At 38.0% G+C, this 26,641-nt stretch carries 23 protein-coding genes and 2 tRNA genes; 12 read left to right on the plus strand and 13 right to left on the minus strand.

Features of this window, described 5'->3' with window-relative positions; genetic code table 11:
• The first annotated feature begins 39 nt into the window (after window positions 1–39).
• Both Q0947_RS12405 and Q0947_RS12410 read left to right on the plus strand, forming a co-directional pair.
• Window positions 40–112, plus strand: a tRNA-Gly gene (locus tag Q0947_RS12405).
• 77 nt (window positions 113–189) lie between these two features.
• Window positions 190–273 (plus strand) — tRNA-Leu (locus Q0947_RS12410).
• Between the two features lie 105 nt (window positions 274–378).
• On the opposite strand, the gene Q0947_RS12415 is transcribed toward Q0947_RS12410, so the two are convergent.
• Complete coding sequence (locus Q0947_RS12415; protein ID WP_299397936.1) at window positions 379–663, minus strand: hypothetical protein; 285 nt, start codon at window positions 661–663, stop codon at window positions 379–381.
• A 105-nt stretch (window positions 664–768) separates the two neighbouring features.
• On the minus strand, window positions 769–2,004 hold the full coding sequence (locus Q0947_RS12420; protein WP_299397941.1) for a glycosyltransferase N-terminal domain-containing protein: 1,236 nt from the start codon (window positions 2,002–2,004) through the stop codon (window positions 769–771).
• Window positions 2,005–2,215: 211 nt separating this feature from the next.
• On the opposite strand from Q0947_RS12420, the gene Q0947_RS12425 reads away from it, so the two are divergent.
• The 4 genes from Q0947_RS12425 (at window position 2,216) to Q0947_RS12440 (ending at window position 6,135) form a co-directional block, all read left to right on the plus strand.
• Window positions 2,216–3,355, plus strand: coding sequence for a DegT/DnrJ/EryC1/StrS family aminotransferase (locus Q0947_RS12425; RefSeq protein ID WP_299397945.1), 1,140 nt, complete (start codon window positions 2,216–2,218; stop codon window positions 3,353–3,355).
• Window positions 3,356–4,378, plus strand: a complete 1,023-nt coding sequence (gene galE, locus Q0947_RS12430) for a UDP-glucose 4-epimerase GalE (RefSeq protein WP_299397950.1) — start codon at window positions 3,356–3,358, stop codon at window positions 4,376–4,378.
• A gap of 13 nt (window positions 4,379–4,391) precedes the next feature.
• Window positions 4,392–5,669 carry an amidohydrolase family protein gene (locus Q0947_RS12435; protein WP_299397955.1) on the plus strand — a complete coding sequence of 426 codons (1,278 nt, stop codon included), beginning with the start codon at window positions 4,392–4,394 and terminating at the stop codon, window positions 5,667–5,669.
• Window positions 5,670–5,943: 274 nt separating this feature from the next.
• Window positions 5,944–6,135 (plus strand): hypothetical protein, encoded by a 192-nt coding sequence (locus Q0947_RS12440; protein ID WP_299397959.1) that lies wholly within the window; start codon window positions 5,944–5,946, stop codon window positions 6,133–6,135.
• A gap of 45 nt (window positions 6,136–6,180) precedes the next feature.
• On the opposite strand, the gene lspA is transcribed toward Q0947_RS12440, so the two are convergent.
• The 5 genes from lspA to Q0947_RS12465 all read right to left on the minus strand — a co-directional run bounded on the left by lspA (window position 6,181) and on the right by Q0947_RS12465 (window position 11,590).
• Window positions 6,181–6,681: a signal peptidase II gene (lspA, locus tag Q0947_RS12445; RefSeq protein WP_299397963.1), complete on the minus strand. Its 501-nt coding sequence runs from the start codon at window positions 6,679–6,681 to the stop codon at window positions 6,181–6,183.
• 3 nt (window positions 6,682–6,684) lie between these two features.
• The gene (fabD, locus tag Q0947_RS12450) at window positions 6,685–7,578 is read right to left on the minus strand and encodes an ACP S-malonyltransferase (RefSeq protein ID WP_299397968.1); all 894 of its coding nucleotides are present in this window, start codon (window positions 7,576–7,578) and stop codon (window positions 6,685–6,687) included.
• A gap of 123 nt (window positions 7,579–7,701) precedes the next feature.
• Window positions 7,702–9,258 (minus strand): FAD-dependent protein, encoded by a 1,557-nt coding sequence (locus Q0947_RS12455; RefSeq protein WP_299397972.1) that lies wholly within the window; start codon window positions 9,256–9,258, stop codon window positions 7,702–7,704.
• Between the two features lie 114 nt (window positions 9,259–9,372).
• Entirely contained in the window at window positions 9,373–10,647 is a 1,275-nt protein-coding gene (locus tag Q0947_RS12460; RefSeq protein WP_299397976.1) for a chloride channel protein, read from the minus strand.
• A 10-nt stretch (window positions 10,648–10,657) separates the two neighbouring features.
• Window positions 10,658–11,590, minus strand: a complete 933-nt coding sequence (locus Q0947_RS12465) for a dihydrofolate reductase (RefSeq protein ID WP_299397980.1) — start codon at window positions 11,588–11,590, stop codon at window positions 10,658–10,660.
• Window positions 11,591–11,881: 291 nt separating this feature from the next.
• Here Q0947_RS12465 and Q0947_RS12470 point away from each other — a divergent pair, with 291 nt between their 5' ends.
• Window positions 11,882–12,178: an isoamylase early set domain-containing protein gene (locus Q0947_RS12470; protein WP_299397986.1), complete on the plus strand. Its 297-nt coding sequence runs from the start codon at window positions 11,882–11,884 to the stop codon at window positions 12,176–12,178.
• 85 nt (window positions 12,179–12,263) lie between these two features.
• On the opposite strand, the gene Q0947_RS12475 is transcribed toward Q0947_RS12470, so the two are convergent.
• From Q0947_RS12475 to Q0947_RS12495, 5 genes are all read right to left on the minus strand, one after another.
• Window positions 12,264–13,088, minus strand: coding sequence for a thymidylate synthase (locus tag Q0947_RS12475; RefSeq protein WP_299398330.1), 825 nt, complete (start codon window positions 13,086–13,088; stop codon window positions 12,264–12,266).
• A gap of 213 nt (window positions 13,089–13,301) precedes the next feature.
• A complete protein-coding gene (locus Q0947_RS12480; protein WP_299397990.1) occupies window positions 13,302–15,011 on the minus strand; it encodes a nucleoside transporter C-terminal domain-containing protein in 1,710 nt (569 codons plus the stop codon).
• A gap of 12 nt (window positions 15,012–15,023) precedes the next feature.
• Window positions 15,024–15,632 carry a bifunctional nuclease domain-containing protein gene (locus tag Q0947_RS12485; RefSeq protein ID WP_299397993.1) on the minus strand — a complete coding sequence of 203 codons (609 nt, stop codon included), beginning with the start codon at window positions 15,630–15,632 and terminating at the stop codon, window positions 15,024–15,026.
• Between the two features lie 199 nt (window positions 15,633–15,831).
• Window positions 15,832–16,794 (minus strand): electron transfer flavoprotein subunit alpha/FixB family protein, encoded by a 963-nt coding sequence (locus Q0947_RS12490; protein WP_299397998.1) that lies wholly within the window; start codon window positions 16,792–16,794, stop codon window positions 15,832–15,834.
• A 70-nt stretch (window positions 16,795–16,864) separates the two neighbouring features.
• Window positions 16,865–17,611 carry an electron transfer flavoprotein subunit beta/FixA family protein gene (locus tag Q0947_RS12495; RefSeq protein ID WP_299398002.1) on the minus strand — a complete coding sequence of 249 codons (747 nt, stop codon included), beginning with the start codon at window positions 17,609–17,611 and terminating at the stop codon, window positions 16,865–16,867.
• Window positions 17,612–17,832: 221 nt separating this feature from the next.
• On the opposite strand from Q0947_RS12495, the gene Q0947_RS12500 reads away from it, so the two are divergent.
• Window positions 17,833–18,810, plus strand: coding sequence for a pyruvate dehydrogenase complex E1 component subunit beta (locus Q0947_RS12500; protein WP_299398006.1), 978 nt, complete (start codon window positions 17,833–17,835; stop codon window positions 18,808–18,810).
• A 75-nt stretch (window positions 18,811–18,885) separates the two neighbouring features.
• Window positions 18,886–21,384, plus strand: coding sequence for a DUF5686 family protein (locus Q0947_RS12505; protein WP_299398010.1), 2,499 nt, complete (start codon window positions 18,886–18,888; stop codon window positions 21,382–21,384).
• 20 nt (window positions 21,385–21,404) lie between these two features.
• Here the strand turns inward: Q0947_RS12505 and Q0947_RS12510 are convergent, their stop codons facing one another.
• The gene (locus Q0947_RS12510) at window positions 21,405–21,935 is read right to left on the minus strand and encodes a hypothetical protein (RefSeq protein ID WP_299398015.1); all 531 of its coding nucleotides are present in this window, start codon (window positions 21,933–21,935) and stop codon (window positions 21,405–21,407) included.
• A 318-nt stretch (window positions 21,936–22,253) separates the two neighbouring features.
• Between Q0947_RS12510 and Q0947_RS12515 the strand changes: the two genes are divergently transcribed.
• The 3 genes from Q0947_RS12515 (at window position 22,254) to Q0947_RS12525 (ending at window position 26,640) form a co-directional block, all read left to right on the plus strand.
• Window positions 22,254–22,781, plus strand: coding sequence for an inorganic diphosphatase (locus Q0947_RS12515; RefSeq protein ID WP_299398020.1), 528 nt, complete (start codon window positions 22,254–22,256; stop codon window positions 22,779–22,781).
• A gap of 121 nt (window positions 22,782–22,902) precedes the next feature.
• Window positions 22,903–25,293: a sodium-translocating pyrophosphatase gene (locus Q0947_RS12520; protein WP_299398025.1), complete on the plus strand. Its 2,391-nt coding sequence runs from the start codon at window positions 22,903–22,905 to the stop codon at window positions 25,291–25,293.
• A gap of 81 nt (window positions 25,294–25,374) precedes the next feature.
• Window positions 25,375–26,640: an MgtC/SapB family protein gene (locus tag Q0947_RS12525; RefSeq protein ID WP_299398028.1), complete on the plus strand. Its 1,266-nt coding sequence runs from the start codon at window positions 25,375–25,377 to the stop codon at window positions 26,638–26,640.
• Window position 26,641: the final 1 nt, after the last annotated feature.

Below are 26,641 nucleotides of genomic sequence, written 5' to 3' on the forward strand. Positions count from 1 at the left end.
ACACGTCGGTTGCAACGTTCTTAGAATATTGAATACAACGCGAAAATAGCTCAGTTGGTAGAGCGCCACCTTGCCAAGGTGGAGGTCGCGGGTTCGAATCCCGTTTTTCGCTCAATACCAAAAGAAGATTGAAGTATGAATTTCGCTGCCGCGGAACATTGTTCTAAACAATGAATACTTCAGAAAGCTGCTCAAGTGGTGGAATTGGTAGACACGCCGGACTTAAAATCCTGTGTCCATTAGGACGTGCGGGTTCAAGTCCCGCCTTGAGTACTAAACCCTGATAATCAAATGATTGTCAGGGTTTTTTGTTTTAAAATTAGTCCAAAAAAAAGACCCAACTAAGTGTCAGGTCTCTAAATTTAACTAAGCGTAGATTTAGTTGTCGTCTCCAACAATTTCTTTTGCAGCGCCATCAACAGCTTTACCTGCTTCTTTAACTTCATTTGTAGCATTGTCAATTGCTTTACCAGCTTTTTCTAATGCGCCTTCAGTTTTGTCGGCAGCGTCGTCAGCAGCATCCTCCATTGCATCAGCAGTATCGTCAGCAGCGTTTTCAATCGCGTCGCCCATATCATCGGCTTTTTTTTCAGTTTCTCTACAAGAAGTAAAAGATAAGCCTAAGGCTACAACTAAAACTGTACTTAATAGTAATTTTTTCATTTTGAGTGTTTTAATGTTAATGTAACTAACAAATTTATAAAACTTCATGAGTTATCCAATAAAAGATGTTAACATTTTTTTAAGAGATACACCTCACGATGTGTATTATTTACGGATGTAATCCATGATTTGGATGACCGCACCTATATGGTTTTTGATGAAGTTTTCATTTAAAGTTCCAAGATTTTCTCTTTTGTTGGAATCTTCAATTAAACCACTGAGTGTGAGTTTTAGTTCTGAGCTATTGCTAATGGAGATGACGCCGCCATGCGCTATCATATCAAAAGCTTCAGGGAATTTGTTGTAATTCGGACCAATTATAATTGGCACTCCAAATACTGCAGGTTCCAAAATGTTATGAAGTCCGGTGTGGCCCATTGCGCCACCTACATAAGCAATGTCGGCATAACTGTAAATCTTGCTTAAAATGCCTATAGTATCTACAATAAATACATCAAATTCTGAAAGATTCTTGCCTTCCTTTTCTGAAAATAAAATGGTCTTTTTCTGAAGCTGTTTTTTAAAATTGTCAATCTGCTGACCTCTGATGTTGTGAGGTGCAACAATAAATTTTATAGTTTTTGATGTGTCGGAATTTATATAGTCGATAAAAAGCGATTCGTCTTCTGGCCAAGAACTTCCAATAACCACACATAGTTTTCTATCTTTAAATTGCTCAACAAACGGGAGTATGTTGTCTTGTTGCAATTGATCAGCAACGCGATCATAACGCGTGTCTCCTGCAATTGTTACAGTTTTGAATTTTAGCGCATTTAGTAAAGGTTTCGAACTTTCATTCTGTACAAAAATGTGTTCAAATGTATGTAGAGCATCGCGCATCATTCCTCCATAAAACTTAAAATAAGGTTGCTCTTGTCTAAATACAGCCGAAATTAAGATAGCTCTTAGGTTGTATTGTTTTAGGGCGTGCATATAATTGGGCCACACGTCATACTTCACGAAAATGGTCAGTTCTGGTTTCAGCATTGCTACAAAGCGCTTTGCATTGCTGTTAGTATCCATAGGAAGATACACTACGATGTCAGCTACTGGAGTGTTTTTCCGAATTTCGTAGCCTGAAGGTGAAAAAAAGGTGAGCACAATTTTATGATGAGGGTAGTCCACTCTCAAGTGTTTAAAAATTGGCAAGCCTTGCTCATATTCACCTAGGGAGGCGCAATGAAACCACAGGGTCTTATCATTGGGAGTGAGCTGCTTTTCTAATGTTTTAAATGTTTTTTGCCGCCCTTGAACTCCTAATTTAATCTTATCGTTAAAAAGTGCTAGAATTTTCAATAAAAATTCAGCACCATAAAGCGCTATGTTATAGAGTAATTTCAAGAATTATGATTTGCGCTAAAATACATTCTTTATAATAATTTGATTGAAAATTCTCATTGAATTTCAATACTTAGGTATGGTAATTCAGAAGAAAGCAGGTTCTCAGATAAAATTAAACCTTTAGGAATGATTGGTATAAGTGACCTAATTATGTAATTTTGCAATCCAATAAGCCAAGGAGGTTTAAATCATAAATTCAAGTCACAATCTAATGAGAAATATACAAATGGTTGATCTTAAAGGTCAATATGATAAAATAAAGAATATTGTTAACTTAGCAATAACAGAAGTTCTTGAGACAACAGCCTATATTAATGGTCCACAAGTACATGAATTTCAGAAAAATTTAGAAGCTTATCTCAATGTGAAGCATGTCATTCCCTGTGCTAATGGAACTGATGCTCTACAAATTGCAATGATGGGCTTAGATTTAAAACCAGGTGATGAAGTCATTACTGCTGATTTTACATTTGCGGCAACTGTTGAGGTGATCGCCTTGTTACAGTTGACCCCAGTGTTGGTAGATGTTGATCCGAAGACTTTCAATATCGATGTGGAGGCTATCAAAAAAGCGATTACACCTAAAACCAAAGCCATTGTACCGGTGCATTTATTTGGTCAATGTGCCAATATGGAAGCCATTATGGAGATTGCTGAAGCTCATAATTTATATGTCATCGAAGATAATGCGCAAGCTATTGGCGCAACATATACCTACAGTGACGGTAGAAAAGCAAAGGTAGGAACTATCGGTCATGTGGCTTCAACGTCCTTTTTCCCTTCTAAGAATTTAGGTTGTTATGGTGATGGTGGTGCAATTTTTACAAATGATGATGCGCTTGCCCATAAATTGAGAGGTATCGTTAATCATGGCATGTATGAACGTTACCATCATGATGTGGTAGGTGTCAACTCACGATTGGATTCTATTCAAGCGGCTGTTCTAAACACAAAATTAGCGCATTTAGATAGTTATAATGCAGCGCGTTTAAAGGCAGCTGATGCTTATGATAAAGCTTTTGAAGGTCATGAAAATATCGTTACACCTTTTAGAGAAGGTGCTGCTGATAATCACGTGTTCCATCAATACACTTTAAAAGTTAAAGATGTGAATAGAGATGCGTTGGTAAAGCACTTGAATGAAAATGGTATTCCATGTGGTGTCTATTACCCAATTCCTTTACACCTTCAAAAAGCGTATAAAGATTCACGATATAATGAAGCAGATTTTACGGTGACCAATCAGTTGGTAAAAGAAGTTATTTCTCTGCCGATGCATACAGAGTTGGACGATGAACAAATTGATTTCATTACCTCTACAGTTATTAATTTTGTAAATTCAAATTCATAAATGAAAAAGGTTTTAGTTACAGGTGGTTTAGGATTTATCGGGTCACATACAGTTGTAGAACTGCAGGAAAAAGGATATGAAGTTGTGATTCTTGATGATCTTTCAAATTCTTCTATTGATGTTTTAGCGGGAATTACTGCCATTACTGGAAAGGCGCCAATTTTTGAAAAATTGGATTTAAAGGAAAAAGCGAGAGTGGAGGCCTTTTTTGAGCAGCACCAGGATATTGTTGGAGTCATCCATTTTGCAGCAAGTAAAGCGGTAGGAGAAAGTGTTGAAAATCCATTACTGTACTATGAAAACAACATCAACACCTTAGTGTATGTGTTAAAGTCACTATTGCAATTGCCTACTCAAAACTTTATTTTTAGTTCGTCATGTACTGTTTACGGACAGGCTGATGAAATGCCAATTACAGAGGCAGCACCAATTAAGGTGGCTGAATCCCCATATGGTAACACCAAACAAATTGGTGAAGAAATCATTAAGGATACCTGTAAGAGTAATGCGACACTGAGTGCTATTGCATTGCGTTATTTTAACCCGATTGGTGCTCATAGCAGTACAAAAATTGGTGAATTGCCAATTGGAGTCCCACAAAACTTAGTACCTTTTATTACGCAAACTGCAGCAGGCTTACGTCAAGAATTATCGGTATTTGGAAATGATTATCCAACGTCTGATGGAACTTGTGTTAGGGATTATATTCACGTAGTGGATTTAGCCAAGGCGCATGTGGTGGCTTTAGAGCGTTTGGTAGGTGGAAAGAACGCCACAAACTATGAAACCTTTAATGTGGGCACAGGAACTGGAAGTACTGTTTTGGAAGTGATCCAATCTTTTGAAAAAGTTTCAGGGCAGAAATTGAATTACAAATTTGCGCCAAGACGTGAGGGTGATGTCATTCAAGCCTTCGCAGACACTACTAAAGCAAATACAGATTTGGGATGGAAAGCAGAACGCAATCTGGATGAAGCCCTTTTATCTGCTTGGAAGTGGGAAAAGCACCTTAGAAATATCTAATACACTACATATTATGAAAAAATCCTTCCTTCTTTGTTGTCTGTTTTTGACAGCAATCGCCTTTGGGCAAAACACATATTTACATTGTGGCAAATTGATTGACACCAAAGAGGGGAAGATTTTAACCAATAAAACGATTATCGTTTCAGGAAAGAAAATTCTGGCTATCGAGAATGGTTTTTCAACTCCTAAATCTGCTGAAGATGTTGTGATCGATTTGAAGTCTAAAACAGTGATGCCCGGACTGATCGATATGCATGTTCATATTGAAGGGGAAACGAATCCTAATGCTTACCTCGAAAAATACACACTTAATGATGCCGATGTTGCATTTAATGCACAGCACTTTGCGAAAGTCACTTTAATGTCTGGCTTTACAACAGTTAGAGATCTGGGAGGTTCAGGCGTAAATGTTGCATTAAGAAATGCCGTTAATGCAGGTAAAGTTGAAGGCCCACGCATTTTTACTGCTGAAAAATCACTAGCTACTACCGGCGGGCATGCCGATCCTACCAATGGTGCCAAGAAAGGACTTTTAGGGAGTCCAGGGCCAGAAGAAGGTGTGGTTAACAGTGTTGAGGACGCTAAAAAAGCCGTACGTCAGCGTTATAAAAATGGTGCCGATTGGATAAAAATTACTGCTACTGGTGGCGTTTTGAGTGTTGCCAAGAGTGGCTTAAATCCGCAGTTTACGGTAGAGGAAATTAAAGCCATTTGTGAAACCGCTAAAGATTATGGGATGGAAGTCGCAGCTCATGCACATGGCGATGAGGGAATGCAACGTGCCATTCTTGGTGGCGTTAAAACCATTGAACACGGTACGATGATGAGCCAGGAAACCATGGCCCTCATGAAAAAGCATGATGTGTATTTAGTACCGACTATTACGGCGGGAAAATCAGTTTCTGATAAAGCTAAAATCCCTAATTACTATCCGGATGTTATTGTTGGAAAAGCACTCGATATCGGTCCGAAAATTCAAGACATGTTTGGAAGGGCTTATAAAAGTGGTGTTGGAATTGCTTTCGGTACAGATGCTGCTGTTTTTGCCCATGGCGACAACGCGAAGGAATTTGGGTATATGGTTGAAGCCGGAATGCCAGCAATTAAAACCATTCAAAGCGCTACCGTTACGAATGCGATGTTGCTGAAAATGCAAGACCAATTAGGGCAATTAAAAGCAGGATTTTTGGCAGATATTGTTGCCACTAATGATGATCCTACGGAGAACATTGCTACCATGACTGAAGTCGTTTTTGTGATGAAAGATGGTAAAATCTACAAAAAGTAGAGGATTTAGCGTTTCACATCCTCTAATAATACACCCAATCAATTACACATCTGTTAACTAAATCACCTATTCCTTAGGGGTGTCGTAATTAAGGTGCTGATTCACATGGTTTTAGGTTGATAAGCTTGGTTTTCCGCCTCAAAATTTGTTTCTTTGTATATAATGAAACTTGAAAATCAATGGTAATGAGATGCTGCCAAAGTTAAAAATCGCTCTATAAAACAGAGAGAATTTTTACGGCAAATCGCATTAACATTAAAAAAGAAAAGGATATATGAAACTGATTAGTATTAAAAGAGAAACCAGACCAGAAGCGAGGTTTACCCCAAAAATGGGAGCCTTAGTAACGAATGTAACGTACATTAAAAAGCAATTTTTAAGTATCCCTTACAAAACGTTACACAAATACAGAGAAACGTATTACGGAGAAGTAAAAGATTGTGAAGAGTGTAATCTTGCTCTTTAAAGTTTATAACTAATAAAAAAAAGCCTCATTTTCATGAGGCTTTTTTTATGCGTTTAGTTTTTCTCGTTTCTTCTGTTGAAAACTGGCAATGACCAAAAGGATCATGCCCAAACTTACAGACATGTCGGCTACGTTGAATATGCCAGTTCTAAAGACACCGCCTAAATCGATATGAAAAAAATCAGTAACCGATCCATACATAAATCGGTCGAATACATTGGCAATACCACCACCAATAATGCAACAAAAGGCAATCAGGCTTAAGCGGTCCAAGTTTTTATTGGTAAGAATATAATAGACGACACCTCCCAAAACTATCACTGGTAAAATCAGTAATAACGCCCATTTTAGCATCGGGCTTAAATCGCTTCCCATTCCTAAAAAGGCACCTTCGTTTTCAACTTTAGTGAGGATAAAAGCGTCGCCAATAAGTTCAATAACTTCGTATTGCGCTATTTTGGCCCTGACAATAAATTTCGAAATTTGATCTATGGCAATATTGGCAACAATCAATAAGATGATGCTAGCCGTTCGAGATAGTTTCATCTGTTATAAGTTAGGGGTGAACGTTGCCGCTGCTGTTTGTGCGTCTCTATTAATCTTTTTCACCAATCCTTGAAGTACATTTCCTGGTCCTACTTCGGTAAATAATACCGCGCCATCAGCAATCATTTGTTGTACAGATTGTGTCCAACGTACAGGCGCTGTTAGTTGTGAGATTAAATTCGCTTTAATATCGTTTTCATTGATAACCGCATTGGCAGTCACATTTTGATAAATAGGGCAATTAGGCTTGCTAAAAGGTGTGTTTTCAATGGCAGCCGCTAACTCTTCGCGAGCAGGTTCCATTAAAGGCGAGTGGAATGCACCACCAACAGGCAATACCAATGCACGTTTTGCGCCAGCTGACTTCATGGCTTCACAAGCACGGTTAACCGCATCAATTTCACCAGAAATCACCAATTGTCCTGGGCAGTTGTAATTTGCTGCAACAACAATACCTTCAATTGTACTACAAACTTGCTCTACAATAGCATCTTCAAGGCCTAAAACAGCAGCCATTGTACTCGGTTGCAATTCACATGCTTTTTGCATCGCTAAGGCACGTTTAGAAACCAGTTTTAAGCCATCTTCAAATGATAAAGCACCATTGGCCACCAAAGCTGAAAATTCGCCTAAAGAATGCCCTGCAACCATGTCTGGTTTAAAAGAGTCACCTAAGGTCTTTGCTAAAATTACCGAATGTAAAAAAATTGCAGGTTGGGTTACCTTTGTTTCTTTAAGATCTTCAGCAGATCCTTGAAACATGGTGTCTGTAATTGAGAAACCTAAGATATCATTAGCCTCTTCAAATAGTTTTTGGGCTATGGTTGACTTTTCATAAAGGTCCAATCCCATTCCTGTGAATTGGGCACCTTGTCCAGGAAATATATATGCGTTCATTGTGTGTTCGATTTTAGTCTGCAAAAATAGCAATATTTTTTTTAGGTGAATGACCGCCTAAAATTTCTATAATATTGGATAATTATATCGATTATTCTCGAGTCTTTATAATACCAAACCGATTTACAACCCTACGATAGCAGCTTCAGCACAACGCTCGCCATCCATCGCGGCCGATACAATTCCGCCCGCATAACCACCACCTTCACCACAAGGAAATAAGTTTGAAATTTGAGGATGTTCCAAGCGCTCATTGCGCGGAATGCTGATAGGCGATGAGGTTCGGGATTCCACACCAATAATATTCGCTTCTTCCGTGTAAAAACCTTTCATTTTTTCGCCGAAAGCTTTAAAACCGTTGCGTAAACGTCCGCCAATTAATTTTGGCAGTAAGGAATGTAAGGGCGCCGATTTTAATCCAGGTTGGTAGGAAGTAGGGTTGAGGTCTGCAGAAAGTTTGCCTTCAACAAAATCAGTTAACCGTTGTGCGGGTGCTACCTGACTTCTTCCTCCCGCGGTAAATGCTAAGCGCTCTAAATCTTCTTGATACTTTAAAGCTTTTAAAACCCCAAAATGTTCGTATTTATATAAATCTTTATCCGCATTGATTTCAACTACAATTCCAGAATTGGCGAACAGATTATTACGCTTTGAGGGTGACATTCCGTTAACGACCACCTCCCCATTTGCCGTTGCAGCAGGTACAATAAATCCGCCAGGGCACATGCAGAAGGAATACACACCTCTTTCATTTACTTGCTCCACCAAACTATAGGCAGCAGCCGGCAACAACGCGTCACGCTCACTACTACAGCTGTATTGAATGGAATCGATGATATGTTGCGGATGCTCTACGCGAACCCCCATGGCGAATGACTTCGCTTCAAGGGCAATGTTTTTATCGTGCAATAAATAATAAATATCACGAGCGGAATGTCCTGTGGCTAAAATAACACGTTCCACATCTAATGTTTGCCCGTTTTGAAGTACAAGCGCTTTAATGGCTTGCTCTTTTATGATAAAGTCTGTAACTCGGGTCTCAAAATGAATTTCACCACCATTATTGATAATGGTTTCACGAACATTTTGGACCACTTTTGGAAGTTTGTTCGTGCCAATATGCGGGTGGGCATCTACCAATATCTGATCAGTAGCGCCATGAAATACGAGGTTTTCAAATATGCGACGCACGTCGCCACGTTTTAAACTTCTGGTGTATAGTTTTCCATCACTGTACGTTCCGGCACCACCTTCTCCAAAACAATAGTTGGAATCTTCATTTACAAAATGATGCTGGTTGATAGCTTTCAAATCACGGCGTCTATCCTGAACATTTTTTCCACGTTCCAAAACAATAGGCTTGAAACCTAATTCAATACAACGCAGTGCCGCATACATTCCTGCTGGACCAAATCCGATAATGTGAATGGGTTTTGCTTTTGAAACATCTTTATAATCAAACTGATATTCAGAGGTTTCAGGCATAGGTTCATTGATGTAAACCGCTACTTTATAATTGAAGACGATGAGTTTCTTTCGTGCATCAATAGATTTTCTAAGCACTTTTATTCCTGTGATGTCGTCACTAGAAATACCTAAAAATTGAGCAGACTTCCGTATGAGAATATCCGGAATCTTTTCCTCAGGGAGTGTTACACGAAGCTGAATGTCTTTTATCATGGTGCAAAATTACTTAAAAACAGATTAGGATGAATTTAAATGTTGTGGTGTTTGGTCTGTTAATAATATTCTGATAGCCTTGAAATTATGCTATCGAAATATTATCCCTTCGACTTATGTTTCACTATTCTCCATTTGGGAAGATATAAATGGGATTCTTGGTGCAAGAAAATACCCCGTCAAACTTGCGAAAAGAATGGGAATAAAATACGTAAATCCAGTTAATGTCGCCAATAAAATTGTGGTACTCATTGGTGTTCTGGTCACGCAAGCATTGATTGCGGCCATACAACTTACAATAGTTAGCGCTAAACTAATGGATGGCACAAATTGATGAATGATCAATCCTAAGGTGGCGCCACAAAAAAACAGAGGGATGATAAATCCACCACGCCAACCTGAGGTTACGGTAATGGCAATCGCGATGATTTTAAAAACTAAAATGGCAATTAATAGTTGCAGTGAAAAATCGCCAACTAGCAATTCATTAATTTCATGATGTCCAAAATAGCGCGTAATCGGTAGGTAAAACACAATTAAACCAAGTAAAATCCCACCAAGTGTTGTTTTGATATAAATCGGGACGCTTAGTTTTCCAAAGGCAGTTTTAAAGAATTTTGTGCAAAAGATAAATAGCCAACCCACGAAGGTTGCGGCTATTCCGAATAGTACGGCATATCCAAAATCAAATTTATCTTGCATTTCATAGGCAGGTAAATTCCAAATAGGACCAATGCCCAGGTGAACGATGATGGCAAAAATGATATAACTAAAGGAACTCGCAACAAAGGCCGGAATAATGGCCTTGTAATATTCAACGGCATATTTATGGTGCAAAATTTCTAAAGAAAATAAACTGCCTCCCAAAGGCGCTCCAAACAAAGCTGTAAATCCAGAGGCCATACCAGCAATACTCATGGAGCGAAGGTCCTCTCCTTTAAATCGGAAGAGTTTCCCCAACCACGTTCCTGTAGATCCGGTTACCTGAACTAACGGTGCTTCTGGTCCTAAACTTCCTCCAGAAGCAATACATAATAGTGAAGACATCACCATTGCGGGGTTGTTTTTGGGGTTGAGTTTTCCTTTATTGAACCGAATATTGTTAACAATCAGATGGATTTCTCCGGAATCGCCTATTAAATGGATGATCAATCCCGCTAATAAGCCGCAAATTGCCATGGTAGGAATGACTAACCATCCCTCAAAGAATGCGAGTTGATGCGTCAAAAATTCGAGAATGATCCAATAGACGCTGGCAATTATACCACCAAACAATCCTAATACAGCCCATAGTATAAATTTTCTGCTAAATACAAAGGGGTTAAATCGAATGGGTTGATCTAAAATATTGAGATAGGTGACTAACCGCCGTCTTCGCTTAAGTTTCACTCGTTAAGTATTATCTTCTTTGATAGGTAATGAATGAAAAAGAATGTGGATGCTTATCGTCTTTTTGATGGAATTTATTTTCTGTTTCTACCCATTCAGAAGTATCGATTTTTGGAAAGAACGTATCTGCGACAAAGTTTTCATGAACGCGCGTCAATTCGATTTTATCAGCATAAGGCATCGCTTGTCTGTAAATTTCACCACCACCTATAATAAAAGGTTGCACGTCATTTCTTGCAGCATCCAAGGCATCTTCCAAATTATGGACAACAATAACACCATCAGGAACCGAATAATTTGGCTGACGGGTTATGACAATATGTGTTCTGTTAGGAAGAGGTTTCGGAAAAGTTTCGAAGGTTTTTCTGCCCATTATGATGCAATGATCAGAAGTTAGGGTTTTAAATCGCTTCAAATCATCACTCAAGTGCCAAATCAATTTATTGTCCTTACCTATAGCATCGTTTTCTCCAGCGGCTACTATAAGGGTCAGATTTTTGTGAACTTTAGTTTTTTTTTCAGGGGTTACAGGCGCTGTAACTGGCGACGCGGTTACTGAAGGCGTAGTAACAGGGTGCATTTTTTCTACCTCAGCTTGAAGACTTTCAATGCGTGCTTTTTGTTTGGCTACTAATTTAGTTAGTTGTGCTTCTTCCCAATCTTTCCCCATAAATTTATGCGTAATGAACACATTGAACAAATGGAATACAAATAGGAATAACCAAGCTAAAATGGCAAAAACGAACCAATCTATTCCGAAGATTTTAGTCATTTCACCAACACCTAAAACTGTGTTTAGAATAATTAAGAAAATAGCGCCAATTAGAAAAATGACAAAGTGAAAATACAAGCGCTTTTTTTGCTTAATTCGGCGTTGGGCATTTTCAATAAGTTGTAATTGTTCTTTATCTATTTGTGGTATTGGTTTCTTTTTTCCGAACATCGTGATAAAATTTTATGTAAAGTTAGTTTTTTTTATGACATCATAATGGCGAACTAAAAACTTTGAAATACCTTATGACTAATTACGCTATTGCTTTGAACCTATTGTGAATCAGTATAACACCATTTTCCAAGTTGATAATACTCCAAAATAAAGCGTGTTTAAGTCTTTAATTCTAATGTTATGAAATCCAATTTTAAGAAATTGATAAATATTTGATTTTAGGGTAGTTAATCCTATGAGGCATAGAATAGTTTTATACTTTTGCCACAAAATTAATCAATTTCAATTATGGCAATTACAAAACAATACCTAAAAAGCAAACCTGTTTGCAAAGTGACTTTTTCAGTGCCTGCTGAAGATGCAAAACAAGTGACTGTATTAGGCACTTTTAATGAATGGAATGCGGAAAAGGCAGTGCAACTTAAGAAATTGAAAAACGGAACATTTAAAGGTACTGTCAATTTAGAGAAGGATAATTCTTATGAGTTTAAATATTTGGTAGACGATACGTTCATCAATGATGAGCAAGCGGATGCTTATAAAACAAATGAATTTGGTGGTGAAAATGCAGTTTTAAATCTGTAATCACTACTTTAATACTCTTAAATTAAAAAAAGCGTTCTCCATTAGGAAAACGCTTTTTTTGTTTTATAAACGATATGACAGTTTTTTAAACTGCTACAATGCCTTTAATGTGCGGATGTGGATTGTAATCTTCTAAGGTGAAATCTTCAAATTTAAAATCGAAGATATTTTTAACCTCAGGATTTAAAATCATTTTTGGAAGTGGTCTAACCTCGCGAGACAATTGAAGTTCCAATTGCTCCATATGATTGTTGTAAATATGTGCGTCTCCAAACGTATGAATAAAATCTCCTGGTTCGTAACCACAAACTTGAGACATCATCATTGTGAAAAGTGCATAAGATCCGATGTTAAAAGGAACACCTAAAAAGATGTCGGCACTACGTTGGTATAACTGACATGATAATTTGCCTTCGGCCACATAAAATTGAAAAAATGCGTGACACGGTGGAAGGGCAGCTTTTCCATTGGCAACATTTTCTGAAAATGATTTAGACGTGTCTGGTAAAACCGATGGATTCCATGCCGATACCAACATGCGTCGGCTGTTCGGATTGGTTTTAAGCGTTTCTACAATATCTTTAATCTGGTCAATCTCATCACTATTCCAATTTCGCCATTGGTGACCGTAAACCGGACCTAAATCGCCATTTTCATCAGCCCATTCATTCCAGATTCTAACTCCGTTTTCTGTCAGGTAATTGATATTGGTATCACCTTTTAAAAACCAAAGCAACTCGTAAATAATCGATTTTAAATGAAGTTTCTTAGTGGTTACCATAGGGAAACCTTCGCTAAGGTCAAAACGCATTTGATATCCAAAAACACTTTTGGTGCCTGTTCCTGTACGGTCGCCTTTTTGGGTTCCGTTCTCTAATACGTGTTTTACGAGGTCGTGATATTGTTTCATGCTTACGTCCCACGAAAGTGGGAATCTCATTAAATTAAACTTTCATTTTACTGCTGAGGCAAAATTAAAGAAAGTAAAGTACTTCTCGAAGTTATCTGTGTGTTAAAGTACGATAAGGAGAAGTTAAATGGTTTCAATTGCAGGATATTACTATCGAATGCAAATAGAATTCACCACATCTTAACTTTAAGAGTTATGTCTCGTCTGGAAAAATTATCCAATGATCATACCTGCAATTGTTGCAGATAACAAAGAGGCAATAGTACCGCCAATAAGTGCTTTCAAACCAAATTCAGATAAGGTTTTACGCTGTCCTGGCGCTAATGATCCGATCCCTCCAATTTGAATACCAATAGATGCGAAATTCGCAAACCCACATAGCATATACGTTGCCATAATGATGGATTTTTCAAATTTTAAATGGGTTGCACTAGCCACGTTTTTCAATTCTGCTAATTGGATATAGCCCACAAATTCACTCGCTGCCAATTTGATTCCCAATAATTGTCCCATCAGTGCCATATCTTCTTTAGCTACGCCAATCAACCACATTAAAGGGGAGAAGATGTAACCTAAGATAAATTCTAATGATAAGGCCAAGTAAGGGGTATTATTGGCGATAAGCGTATTTAAACCAGTCACGTTTCCAATTTTACCGAATCCGTAATTGATCATGGCAATAAAAGCGATAAACACTAAAAGCATCGCACCAACATTAGCAGCTAATTTTAATCCTTCAGTGGTTCCATTAGCAATCGCATCTAAAATATTAGAGCCAATATTATCTTGCGTCACGTGAATTTCAGAGTTGATTTCTTTTTGTTGCGGATACAACATTTTTGAGATGACAATCGCTCCAGGAGCAGCCATTACAGATGCTGTTAAGAGGTGTTTCGCATAAAACAATTTTAAAGCTTCATCTTCGCCACCCAAGAATCCGATGTATGCAGCCAATACACCACCAGCAACTGTTGCCATTCCACCAATCATGACCAATAAAATTTCAGATTTGGTCATTTTTTCGAGGTAAGCCTTGATCATTAAAGGCGCTTCGGTTTGTCCTAAAAAGATATTACCGGCGACACTTAAACTTTCCGCACCTGATATTTTTAAGAGCTTAGTCAATACCCAAGCCATTCCTGCTACTATTTTTTGGATGACGCCCAAATAAAATAATAGAGATGTTAAAGCCGAAAAGAAAATGATGGTTGGTAATACTTGAAAAAGGAAGATAAACCCGAAACTGCTAATGTCCATCATGCCTCCAAGTAGAAATTCACTACCTGCTTGTGTGAATTCGAGGACTTTTACGAACATTTTTCCAACAATTTCAAAGGTCTTTTGGATAAAAGGAATCTTTAACACCCCAATAGCCAATAACAATTGTGCCGCCAATCCGAAGCCAATAGTTTTCCAATTGATGGCTTTTCTATTTTGACTTAAAATATAGGATAGTAATAATAAAACAAACATTCCTAAGGCGCCACGTAATAAGCTGTTCATTGAGAATCCCTGACTAGGAATAATGCCGCTTGTAGCTGCTTCAGTTACTACTAAGGTGTCTTTAGGAGTTGAAAAAATATAATTGACGTCCTTAGTATCTTGAAGCACCAAAGTTGAATCCGTTAAGGTTTCAACTGTAAAATGCTTGATAACCTCAGAAGGTGTATCGTAATAAAGTACGAGTAATTTGTTTTGTGTAATATAGTTTCCTTCAAATTGGGCACTATCTTTTGCCTCTAGGAAGAATGTGAAGTCGCCATCATTGAGAGATAGCCCATCTGTATTTTTATTGACGTTGTAGAGATTGACACCTTGGTCGTTTTGAACTGCTTCAAACTGCCATTTCTTCTCTATGCTTTGCCCTACTAGTGTTGTTAATCCAAAAAAAATAGCCGTAAAAGCTAAAAAGAAATGTTTCATTTAGTAGATCGTTTAGCGTTTGGAAATTTCATCTCTAATTTTTGCTGCCACTTCATAATCTTCGCTTAAAACGGCTTGCTCCAATAAAGAATGAAGTTCTTCCAGAGTTTTGTTTTTGTAGTTGTCTTGAATGGTAGTTTCTATTTCTTCAGCTACCAAATCGTCCAAAAGAATGCTGTCCTGTTGTTCATCATCATTTTTCGGATTGATCTTAAGGTAGATTCCCGCCTTATCCAAGATGTTTTTATAGGTAAAAATAGGAGCCTGGAAACGGAGTGCCAAGGCAATGGCATCACTTGTTCTGGCGTCTATAATTTCTTCAATTTTATCGCGTTCACAGATGAGGCTGGAGTAGAAAACACCATCTACCAATTTGTGAATGATTACTTGTTTGACAATAATATCGAAACGGTCAGCGAAATTTTTAAAAAGATCATGAGTTAAAGGACGCGGAGGGCGTATTTCCTTTTCGAGTGCGATAGCAATAGATTGTGCTTCAAATGCACCAATTACAATAGGGAGTTTGCGGTCGCCATCTACCTCGTTCAAAATCAAGGCATACGCACCGTTTTGTGTTTGGCTATAGGATATTCCCTTTATGTTTAATCGGACTAAACTCATATAAATTAAAAGGCAAATAACTGTTTAAATTGGGACTTTACCAACTGTGTTCCACATAATTTTTTTGGGAAGTCCCTATAGAAAAAGAATTTTGAAAATTATTGCCACAAATACATGAATCCTAAAATTAGGATTTTGGTCATGTATTTATGGCAACTATTTTTTGCACCAGTCGTGTTGCTGCTACAAGTTAAGAAATTTATGCGTTTTGAGCCTTAAATTCTTTTAATTTTTCTATGAGTTTTGGCACTACTTCAAAAGCATCACCAACTACACCGTAGTCTGCTGCTTTAAAAAATGGAGCTTCAGGATCAGAGTTGATAACAACTTTAACTTTAGAGGCATTGATACCTGCTAAATGTTGAATGGCTCCTGAAATTCCGATTGCGATGTATAAATTAGCGGCTACCGGTTTACCTGTTTGGCCTACGTGTTCGCTATGAGGTCTCCAGCCTAAATCAGATACTGGTTTTGAACACGCTGTTGCAGCTCCTAAAACTTGCGCTAATTCTTCAATCATGCCCCAGTTTTCTGGACCTTTTAAGCCACGTCCACCAGAGACAACAATCTCAGCATCTGCAATGGTTACAGTATTGGTCGCTTTATCAACAGATTCTACGTGAACACCATTTTCTGGAATTGACGGTGAAAAATCTTCTGCCGCTGCACTTGCTGAATTTTCTTTCAATCCGAATGCATTCTTAGAAACACCTACAATTTTCACATCGGTATCAATTGTTGAGAAATTGAATGCTTTATTAGTGAAGGCAGTACGTTTTACGGTAAATGGAGAGGCACTAGTTGGCGCTTCAACCACGTTAGATGCATAACCAGCATCTAAACCAACAGCCAATAAAGGCGCTAAATATTTACTGTCTGCACTTGAGCTTACCACAACTACTTTGGTGCCTTCTTTTTCAGCTGCTTGCTTAATAATGTTGGCATATGTTCTTGCGTTAAACGCGTCTAATTTTGAATCGTTAACCTTTAATACTTTATCAACGCCGTAAGTTCCTAATTCTGAAACATCATTGGCGTTAATCGTAATTGCAGTTACCGTAGTTCCCATTTGGTCAGCAACGGCTTTTGCATAAGATGCCACTTCAAAAGCGACTTTCTTGAATTTTCCTTCTTCGGATTCTGTATATACTAAAACTGACATAATTTTTTAAGTTTTCAAATTAAAAATCCCAAATTCCATGTTTTGGTATTTGGTGCTTAAATAGTGATGATTAGATGACCTTTGCCTCTGTGTGAAGTAAGTTTACCAATTCATCCAAATTATCAGGAGCTACCAATTTAACGGCACCTTTTGCTTCTGGTTTTTCAAACTTTACCGTTGAGGTTTCCTTTGTTGCATCAACTGGTTCAACAACACTTAAAGGTTTTTGACGTGCTTGCATAATACCTCTCATGTTTGGAATACGCAAATCACTTTCTTCTACCAATCCTTTTTGACCTCCAATAACTAAAGGTAAAGTTGTAGAAACAGTTTCTTTTCCACCATCAATTTCTCTTACAGCTTTAGCATTTGTGCCATCAACTTCAAGGCTGATACAGTTGGTTACAAAGTTTGCGCCAAGCAATTCAGCCAACATCCCAGGAACCATTCCGCCATTATAATCAATAGACTCACGACCCGCAATAATCAAATCGTAACCACCATCTTTTACCACGTTTGCCAATTGTTTAGCAACGGCAAAACCATCTGTCGCAGGCGTGTTCACGCGGATAGCGCTATCAGCACCAATAGCTAATGCTTTACGCAAAGTAGGTTCTGTTTCAGGACCACCAACGTTAATAACATCTACAGTAGCACCTTGTTTCTCTTTAAACCACATGGCACGAGTCAAACCAAATTCGTCATTCGGATTGATTACAAATTGTACACCGTTAGTGTCAAATTTAGTGTCGCCATCGGTAAAATTAATTTTTGAAGTCGTATCAGGTACGTGACTAATACATACAAGTATTTTCATCTTTTATAATTTATTATATTATTAGTTTTTTAGGCAAAATATGGTTTTATCTTAAAATATAACCATATCTAACACTGAAAACTGTCTTCTATTGAACAGGATACGAAGTTAATTATTTTAGATGACATTTTTACTATGCATGCATAATAAATTTTAAATAATTCTTTTCGTTTTAGTTTTTCTTTTATTCTTACTTTTGCTAATTGATTTAAAAATTAGACATGAAGACGATTCAATTTAGAGAAGCTATCTGTGAAGCCATGAGCGAAGAAATGCGCCGTGACGAGACCGTTTATTTAATGGGTGAGGAAGTTGCAGAATATAATGGTGCCTATAAAGCATCTAAAGGAATGTTGGACGAATTTGGTCCTAAACGTGTTATTGATACACCTATTGCAGAGCTTGGTTTTGCTGGTGTAGCTATTGGTTCTACCATGACCGGATGTCGCCCAATTGTAGAGTATATGACGTTTAATTTCTCTTTAGTTGGTATTGATCAAATTATAAATAATGCTGCAAAAATCAGACAAATGTCTGGTGGACAATTCAGCTGTCCTATCGTTTTTAGAGGGCCAACAGGTTCTGCAGGTCAGTTAGGTGCAACGCATTCCCAAGCTTTTGAAAACTGGTTTGCAAATACACCAGGACTTAAAGTTGTAGTGCCTTCAAATCCTTATGATGCAAAAGGACTTTTAAAATCAGCTATCCGCGATAACGATCCTGTTATTTTTATGGAAAGTGAGCAAATGTATGGTGATAAAGGTGAAGTGCCAGAAGGTGAGTACACCATTCCATTAGGTGTTGCTGAGATTAAGCGTGAAGGTACAGATGTAACGATCGTTTCTTTTGGTAAAATCATTAAGGAAGCTTACAAAGCAGCTGATGAATTAGAAAAAGAAGGTATTTCTTGTGAAATTATCGACTTAAGAACGGTACGTCCTTTAGATAAGGAAGCTATTTTAAAATCGGTTAAGAAAACAAACAGATTGGTAGTTTTAGAAGAAGCATGGCCTTTTGGAAATGTCGCTACTGAGATTACTTATATTGTGCAGTCAGAAGCTTTCGATTATTTGGATGCTCCAATTATCAAGATAAATACAGCGGATACACCTGCACCATATTCTCCAGTTCTTTTGGAAGAATGGTTGCCTAACAGTGATGAAGTGGTAAAAGCTGTCAAAAAAGTAATGTATAAATAATCTGCTCCCGATAACCATCGGGTTTGCGTTATCAAAACTTCATTGGCATTTGTGTTAATGAAGTTTTTTTGTCTTATGAAACTATCTCTGAGTGTCCTGTTTTTTTTCTTCGGAATGTGTTCCGTCTTCGCTCAAACTAAAGTGAGCGGTGTTGTTTTTGATGAAAATAATCTTTCCGTTGCCTATGCCAATGTGCTATTTAAAGGGTCTACCGAAGGCACCATTACCAATGAAGATGGTCGGTTTTATCTGGAATCGAACAACACTTATGATACACTGATTATTTCTTTTCTTGGCTACGAAACATTAGAAATTCCGTTGACCAAGAAGGTCAACTATGAGTTGAAATTCATTCTTAAGGAAGCTGCCGGGCAATTGGATGAGGTCTATATTGTAACAGGAAAGCAATCCAAAAAAGAGAGTGAAAACCCCGCTATTGCCATCTTAAAAAAGATTTGGGAACGCAAACGACAAAACGGATTGCGCCAATTTAAGCAGTACGAATATGACAAGTACGAAAAGGTTGAATTTGACATCAATACCATTGACAGTGCGTTAATTAAAAGCAAACTGTTCAGAGGGATGGAGTTTGTTTTTGATCAAGTGGACACAAGTAAAGTGACTGGTAAAACCTACTTGCCAATTTTCATCAATGAGGCGCGAAGCAAGGTATTTGGTGATAATATTAAGGGTAAGGAAAAGGAAGATCTTAAAGGGAATAAAAACTCCGGATTTAGCAACAATCAGATGATTATTGATTTTGTGGATGACCTTTATTCTGACTTTGATGTGTATGATAATTACCTCAAATTTTTCGATAAAAGCTTTGTGAGTCCGCTTTCTAAAACCGGAATCAACACTTATAATTACGTGCTTAAAGACAGTGCATTTATTGACAACAAATGGTGCTACAATATTATTTACTATCCGCGTCGCAAGAATGAGTTGACCTTTAAAGGCGATTTTTGGGTGAATGACACCACATTTGCTATCAAGGAAATCAATTTACAGGCATCAAAAAGCGCCAATATCAACTGGGTTAAGGAAATCTATATTGAACAGGAATTTGAGGTTTTAAATGATTCTATATTCTTGATTAAGCGTGATTATTTCATGTCGGATTTTGCTTTTAATAAAAAGGAGAAATCTCGTGGTATTTACGGAAAACGCACCACCTTGTACGATAATTATGCCTTCGATATTCCTAAGGTAGACAAGTTTTATAGCAAGGAAGTCTACAGCTTTAACGAAGATGTTTATAATCGGGATGATGACTTTTGGGAGCAAAACCGAATGGAATCTTTAAGTCAGGATGAAAAGGGCGTCTATAAAATGTTGGACACGCTTAAAACCGTCAAAAAGTTCAAACGTTTATACAATTTAGGAGCGGTCTTAGCTTCAGGATATGTGGAATTCACGGAGATCAATTTTGATTATGGTCCTATATTCTCCACCTTTGGTTTTAATGAAGTTGAAGGTGTCCGGATTAGAACTGGCGGTAGAACTTATTTTGGACCGAATGACCTTTGGCGTGTAGAAGGCTTTTTGGCATACGGATTTAGAGATGATAAATTCAAATATGGTATTTCTGGTAAATGGTTGCTCGATAAAAAGAACCGATTTATTATCTCCGCTGGAAATAGGAGAGATGTAGAGCAGATTGGCGCCAATTTAACCTCTTCCACAGACATTTTAGGACGTAGTTTGGCCTCCTCTTCGCTTATTGGGACAAGCACCAATGATAAGTTGACCAACGTGAATTTAACTACGGTAGCGATGGAGTTGGAGCCGGTGAGAAACCTTGTGTTTCGATTGAGCGGTACGTACAGAACATTGAGTTCAGCTTCTGACACTTTTAGTTTGGATTATTATACTGATGAAACACAAACTACTACCGAGTCAGAAATTGTGCAGTATGAAAATGCCTTCTCAGTGTCTTATTTTCCAGGACGAAAAATGACTGGATATGGCGTGGAACGCCGCCTTGCCAATGATGGTTTTCCAACGCTGTTTGCGCAAGTTACAAGAGGGGACAGAACTATTTTAAAGAGCGATTTTGATTATACCAAAGTTCAATTTTCCTATATCCAACCGTGGCAAGTTGGTGGTTATGGCCGATTGACAACTACTATTGAAGCAGGTAAAACCTTTGGGGAAGTACCTTTAGGATTGTTAAATGTGGTGCCTGGAAATCAATCCTATTTTTCAATTTACAACACCTTTTCACAATTGGATTATTATGAATTCGTGACTGATACTTATGCTTCACTTCACTTAGAGCACAATTTTAACGGCCGATTCTTTTCAAGAATTCCATTTTTGAGAAAATTAAATCTACGTGAAATAGTAGGAATCAGAGGTGTTTGGGGAGAAGTGTCGCAAGAAAACCGCGATTTGAATGCCTCAGGATTGGTGTATTTGGCACCAACCGATAAAATGTATTATGAATACAGTGTAGGCGTGGGGAATATTTTTAAAGTGTTCCGTATCGACTTTAATTTTAGAGGTAACTATCTGGATAATCCAGACGCGCGTCGTTTTGGAGTTACGGGAAGTTTTGGTTTTAATTTTTAAGGTATCATCCAGCGTTTTCCTTAAGGATCCAAACGTTTGGTTTTGATGTTTTTTAATAATCCCTTCCCGAATTCTTTCAAATTGCCGGCTAATCTTAAATGTGGACTTGGGATTTTGTCGAGAATGAGTTCTAATTTACCTATGGCAGAATCGACATTTTTCTCATTCAATTCGCTCATCTTTATGCGTTCAACAATTTGAATGTGCGGATCTAAACTGGGTACGCCTTTTACAAACAATCTGTAGATGTATCCGATTTCGACCACTTGACTATTTTGGAAATACGTGCGTTTCCCATCAATGTTTTTATAGGGTTCCACATGAATTATAAAATCTGATTTTTCAGCGCCAGAAAGGTAGCCTTTTTCAAATTCGGATTGCTTTTCGGTGCGCATTTGATCGAGAATCTGATTTTTTTCTTTCTCAAAATCAATTTCTATCGCCCTCAATGCGGCCATCTGCTTCTGTTTTTGTTGTGAATTAACAATCAAAAGGATGATGATCCAAATAAGTGATGCAGCGATTATTCCTATTAATATATCTTGTGTCATATGGTTATTCTCTTAATTCTGCTTCAAAAGAAGTGATTTTCGCTTAAATAATGCGAGTTTAAACTATAAGTAGCGTCACAAAATCAACTACCACAAAATACAATGTTTTGACCACAGTCACAATAAATATTCGAGGGTTGTTAGAGTGTGACTGGTATAATAGCATTCGTAATAATTACAAGGTTTAACTGCTTGTTTCAAAATAACTGTAGCCTAAAATTGCAGATCACAAAGAGTTGCGTATCTTTGCACGCCGAAAAAATTGAAGAACGACTAACATAAGCCGCTATTAAAAAGGCTACTAAAATAAAAAATATCATGAGTCCAAAAGGAAAAAGCACGTTTGATGTGTTGATTGAAATACCAAAAGGAAGCCGTAACAAATACGAATACGATTTTGAATTAAAGAAAATCCGTTTTGACCGTTTGTTGTTTTCTTCTATGATGTATCCTGCTGACTACGGTTTCATTCCTGAAACTTTAGCTTTAGATGGAGATCCATTAGACGTTTTGGTATTAGGTACTGAACCTACTTTCCCAATGTGCGTAATGGAAGTAAAACCTATTGGTGTGTTCCATATGGCAGATGAAAAAGGAAACGATGAGAAAGTCATTTGTGTTCCAGTTTCTGATCCTATTTGGAATACCCTTAACGACTTGGGTGATGTGAACCCACATCAAATAAAAGAAATCGAGCATTTCTTCCAAGTTTATAAAGATTTAGAAAAGAAAAAAGTTGACGTTGGAGGATGGGGAGATGCAAAAGAAGCATACGACATTCTACAAAAATGTGTGGAGCGTTATGAAAATAGCGAGCACAAAACCAACGGGAATTTTACCATCTAATAGAGTTCCAATTTATTAAATATTCAAAACCTCTTATATTACATAAGGGGTTTTCTTGTTTATCGGTGTTTTTTTTAATTACTTTAGCAATCGTTTAACACTTTTTAACTAAACTAATTATATGGGATCACTGATGATTTATATGCCTATTGCAATGGCCGCTTTAGGATTAATTTACATGCTAATAAAGAAGTCTTGGGTTATGAAACAAGACGCTGGAGATGGTAAAATGAAAGAAATTTCAGATCACATCTATGAAGGCGCCCTTGCTTTTTTAAATGCAGAGTACCGATTGCTGGCAATTTTTGTAGTCGTAGTGAGTGTATTGCTTGCTATCGTTTCAGTAATCGTTCCAACAACACATTGGCTCATTGTAATTGCTTTTATTTTTGGAGCAGTATTTTCAGCTTTCGCAGGAAATATTGGGATGAAAATCGCTACTAAAACTAACGTTAGAACTACACAGGCGGCAAAAACCAGTTTACCAAATGCACTAAAAATCTCTTTTGGAGGTGGAACTGTTATGGGACTTGGTGTTGCTGGATTGGCAGTTTTAGGATTAACTACATTCTTTATAATTTTCTTTTGGTTCTTTATGGGGAGTACCTGGACCAACACTATGGACATGACCATTGTTTTGGAAACCCTTGCTGGTTTCTCGCTTGGTGCAGAATCTATTGCATTATTTGCGCGTGTTGGTGGTGGAATCTATACTAAGGCTGCCGATGTTGGTGCCGATTTAGTTGGTAAAGTGGAAGCGGGTATTCCTGAGGACGATCCGCGTAACCCTGCAACCATTGCAGATAACGTTGGTGATAATGTTGGTGATGTTGCTGGTATGGGAGCCGATTTATTCGGGTCTTATGTTGCAACTGTTTTAGCAGCTATGGTGCTTGGTAATTATGTAATTAAAGATATGGGCGGCGCTATTTCCGATGGATTTGGCGGTATTGGTCCAATCTTACTACCAATGGCAATTGCAGGCGCGGGAATTATTATTTCTGTAATCGGAACGATGTTGGTTAAAATAAAAAGTAACGACGCCAAGGAAGCGCAAGTTATGGGGGCTTTAAACCTTGGTAACTGGGTGTCTATTGCATTAGTTGCAATCTCTTGTTTCGCTTTGGTAACTTGGATGTTGCCAGAAACCATGCAGATGAATTTCTTTGGTGAAGGACTACAGGATATTTCTTCAATGCGTGTTTTCTATGCTACTTTAGTTGGTTTGGTTGTGGGTGCAGTCATTTCATCCGTAACAGAGTATTATACAGGTTTGGGTAAAAAACCTATTTTGAAAATTGTACAACAATCGAGTACTGGTGCAGGAACTAACATTATTGCAGGTTTAGCAACAGGAATGATCTCTACTTTTCCATCTGTATTATTATTTGCTGGCGCCATTTGGGCCTCTTATGCATTTGCAGGATTCTACGGTGTAGCATTAGCGGCATCAGCAATGATGGCAACTACGGCCATGCAGTTAGCTATTGATGCTTTCGGACCTATTTCTGATAACGCAGGGGGTATTGCTGAAATGAGTGAGCAAGATCCTATTGTAAGAGAGCGTACGGACATCTTGGATTCTGTTGGAAATACCACCGCTGCTACTGGTAAAGGTTTCGCTATTGCCTCCGCGGCACTGACCTCATTGGCTTTATTTGCGGCTTATGTAACATTTACAGGAATTGACGGCATAAATATTTTTAAAGCACCTGTTTTGGCGATGTTGTTCGTGGGTGGAATGGTACCTGTAGTGTTTTCAGCGCTTGCGATGAATGCTGTAGGTAAAGCAGCCATGCAAATGGTTGAAGAAGTACGTCGTCAGTTTAGGGAAATTCCAGGAATTATGGAAGGTACCGGGAAACCTCAATACGATAAATGTGTGGCTATTTCAACTGAAGCGTCCCTAAGAGAAATGATGCTGCCAGGATTGTTGACTATTGGTTTTCCTTTGGTTATTGCATTTGTGCCGATGATTTTCGGAATGAACAATTTAGCGATTGCTGAAATGCTAGGGGGTTATATGGCTGGTGTTACCGTAAGTGGTGTGCTTTGGGCTATTTTCCAAAATAACGCTGGTGGCGCTTGGGACAACGCTAAAAAATCTTTTGAAGCTGGTGTATTAATCAATGGCGAAATGACCTATAAAGGCTCTGATGCACATAAAGCGGCCGTTACGGGTGATACTGTTGGAGATCCTTTTAAGGATACCTCCGGACCATCAATGAATATTTTAATTAAGTTGACCTGTTTAATTGGATTGGTAATCGCTCCAATTTTAGGAGGTCATACTATTGAAACTGCCGTTGTTAAAACGGAGTTTGTTGAGGGTACTAATGGTGTTACTGATGCTCTTGATGTTGAAATGGTAACAGTAGATGCTGATAACGCGAAGGCTGTTATTACTAGAACTTTTACCGAGAATGGTAAAGTTATGAAAGAAGAACGTGTTGTGGAAGGTACTTTGGAAGAAGTAAGAGCTGCCATAGACAATCTGAAGAAAAATAAATAGAACAAACATTTGTACTAAAATTCTTAATAAAGGCTATGTCTCAATGATGTAGCCTTTTCTTTTTTTAGTAACTTAGTCTTTATGAACTACGACGATTTAACCACATTAGGTATCGCCTTTGGACTTGGCTTATTAGTAGGCTTGCAACGTCAGCGGAGTAAAAGTGAAATGGCCGGTGTACGGACGTTTACCTTAATATCCATGTTGGGCGTCATGGCAGGATTTCTGTCCCGCGAATATGACAATCCGTTTATTCTTCCTGCTTTAGGGCTATGTGTGGCTGCCATGCTAATGATGGCGAATTTCATAAAAGTCAAAAAATTTGATCAAGCTGATGTTGGTCAGACCACTGAAGTAGCTGCGCTCTTAATGTTTGCCATTGGGGCCTATCTTGTGATGGGAAGTCAGTTGGTGGGTGTATTTGTGGGTGCCACTATGGCTGTGTTGCTCTACATAAAAGAGAAATTGCATGACTTTATAGATAGTTTAAGTAATAAAGATTTATCGGCAATTATGACCTTGGTGGGGATAAGTTTGATTGTCCTTCCTATTTTACCGGACAGAACATTCGGCCCTTTGGATGTTATCAATCCGAAAAACATTTGGCTCATGGTCACACTTATTGTTGGTATAAGTGTGTTCGGTTATTTTATCTATAAACTCGTCGATAAGAAAATGGGAATCATTTTCAATGGTATTTTGGGCGGATTGATTAGCAGTACAGCAACAACTGTAAGTTATGCCAGAAAGACCAAAGATCAGGCGTCTATTAGTAAAATGGCCATTTTTGTAATAACAACTGCGTCAATGGTCTCGATGATTCGTGTGCTTGTTGAAATTGCAGTAGTGGTGCCAGAGAAATTGAGTAGGTTATTTCTGCCGATTCTTGCCGAAATTGTCATTGTAGCACTCTTGTCTATCGGCTTGTTTTATTTGGTGAATAAAGAGTCGAAGGATGAAAAAATGCCTGAGCCTGAAAATCCCGCGCAATTTAAAAGCGCCATCATTTTTGGGCTGCTGTATGGGTTTATCCTACTATTGGTAGCTTTTACAAAACGACAATTTGGTGATAATGCATTGTATATCGTTTCAATAATTAGTGGACTCACTGATGTTGATGCCATTACGTTGTCTTTATCCCAAATGATGAAGTCTGATCGGTTAGAAACAGATTTAGGTTGGCGATTGATTTTATTGGCGGCGTTATCAAACCTCGTTTTTAAAGGGGTTATGGCGATTGTAATTGGGGCAAAAGAAATGGCGAAATGGGTAATAATGGTGTTCGGAATAGCTTTAATTACAGGATTATTAATTTTATGGCTTTGGCCAGATACTTGGCATTTTTAAT

This window comes from uncultured Gelidibacter sp. (assembly GCF_947500795.1).
In the GTDB taxonomy this organism is placed as follows: Bacteria; Bacteroidota; Bacteroidia; order Flavobacteriales; family Flavobacteriaceae; genus Gelidibacter.